Origin of the sequence: Mesotoga sp. HF07.pep.5.2.highcov (assembly GCF_003666285.1) — a bacterium.
Lineage (GTDB): Bacteria > Thermotogota > Thermotogae > Petrotogales > Kosmotogaceae > Mesotoga > Mesotoga prima.
Genome location: NZ_JFHJ01000535.1, coordinates 1 through 1,655, shown reverse-complemented (window position 1 = coordinate 1,655; position 1,655 = coordinate 1). Strand labels below are relative to the sequence as shown.

The 1,655-nt window shown below is 43.9% G+C and carries 3 protein-coding genes; all 3 read left to right on the top strand.

Annotated features, from left to right (window positions below; translation table 11 throughout):
• Window positions 1-310 precede the first annotated feature (310 nt).
• The gene (locus BG32_RS15425) at window positions 311-508 is read left to right on the top strand and encodes a hypothetical protein (protein WP_006487101.1); all 198 of its coding nucleotides are present in this window, start codon (window positions 311-313) and stop codon (window positions 506-508) included.
• A 12-nt stretch (window positions 509-520) separates the two neighbouring features.
• Window positions 521-859: a hypothetical protein gene (locus tag BG32_RS11490; RefSeq protein WP_006487100.1), complete on the top strand. Its 339-nt coding sequence runs from the start codon at window positions 521-523 to the stop codon at window positions 857-859.
• A gap of 385 nt (window positions 860-1,244) precedes the next feature.
• The gene (locus BG32_RS11485; RefSeq protein WP_006487092.1) at window positions 1,245-1,445 is read left to right on the top strand and encodes a hypothetical protein; all 201 of its coding nucleotides are present in this window, start codon (window positions 1,245-1,247) and stop codon (window positions 1,443-1,445) included.
• Window positions 1,446-1,655 lie beyond the last annotated feature (210 nt).

Here is a 1,655-nt window from a genome sequence, read left to right as displayed (position 1 = left end):
AAAAAAGACGCTTACTGGATCTTCCAAAAGAGTGATCTTAATCAGAGATCTTGATGCATAACGAAATCGCTCTCTTGGGAGCTTCTCTTCTCGCTAACTCAAACGGTATTTCTAGGACGAAGCAATAACTTCATTAGTTTCTGACAGTCAGTTCTCAATGCAGCATTTGCAGTGTCTGGCGAGTTGAGTTTCTCTTCATTTCTAACATTCTCTTTGATTTCCCGGTTAAGAAGGTTCCGAAGATTTTCGCAAATGTGAAGGTAACAGGTGTCGAGATCTGCGCTGACATCTCTGGAAAGGAAAGAGAGATTTGCAAGCTACAAGAGAAACGCTGGACGACCTTGTTCTTAAGCGGACCGTTAATTCTCCAAGCAGGGATGTAAATATTACCTCTTCAAATCCTGGAATACGAAGGGAATCCATGCAACAGAGCATAGAAGCTCTTGAGATTGCAGCGCAACTTGAAGCTATTGTTGTAACTGTTCATCCCGGATGGATGTTCACTTAGAAGGATAGGTTCGTGCGTTGTTTCGAAACGAATCTGGAGAGTTTTCACAGGATCGCCAGAAAGGGTAGAGATCTAGATCTGAAAATTGCAGCTGAAGTAATGAAAAAGAAACCAATGGAGATCATTGCTGAGCATGAACACCTCGACTCGCTTCTCGAGTACATTGACCTCGACTGTATCGAAACTACTTTCGACATAGCACATGCGACAAGCTTTTTCAAGAATCTCGTGGATGGAGAAGCCTTAAATGGGATGATCATCAACTGCATGCGAAGACTTAGAAAGATGCACAATGTCCACCTAAGCAGTGCTACATCGGCAAAGGTAGATACTCCATTGCTAAGGGGTTAATACGATTTCTTCTCGGTTCTTAAAATCTTGCGAAAATCACGAAGGCATTATCAGAATCGAAGAGTTTGCTCCTGGACAAGGAATGCAGATTCTTCGTAAAGATGAGGTAGTCACTTCTAAGTGGAAGGAGATGCTAAGTGATGTCGAACAAAAAACTACCGACTCCTGAAGAAGCGAATCATCGGCAGTACGAAGCTTATGAGATTAGCGATTACGGATTCAGCCCCCTGATCGCCTGCTGAAGTGGAAGCAAAATAGTCAGAATCTCCGAACACAGCATCATTCTCTTCTGCTGCAAAGGCGAGGGGAAAATCCAGCTAATGGAAAGCCCTGTAGACGAAGAATTCAGTGTTTTTCAGTTACGCATTTCGGAAGTCTTAGATTCGTGCCTCCAGTCAAGTATCACGTGAGATTTTCTAGAATCAATCCCATTGAGTCAGTGAGACACTCCATTGCACTGGACAAGATTCTTATCCCTGAAGGCTTCAAGCAGCTCCTGACAACTGATGCAAGAAAGGAGTTTCGTGTTCCTTCTTCTTCAACGGAAGAAGGTCCAGACTTTTCTAAGGCCAGGTTGCAGAGATAATACCTGCTGGCAAGATTTTGCCGGTCGTCCCGAGATGAAAAACACTCAAGTAGACAGTTCTGTTGCAAGAGCAATGGACAGGCGCAATTTAGTTCTTGTGAATTTTCCCGCGGGAGATGTCATTCGTCTCTTCCCGATATGCAGCTGAAGGTTATGGCTGCACAGGAATCGACAAAGCTACTTCTCTGAGGTTCAGAAGTGCATAGTTCA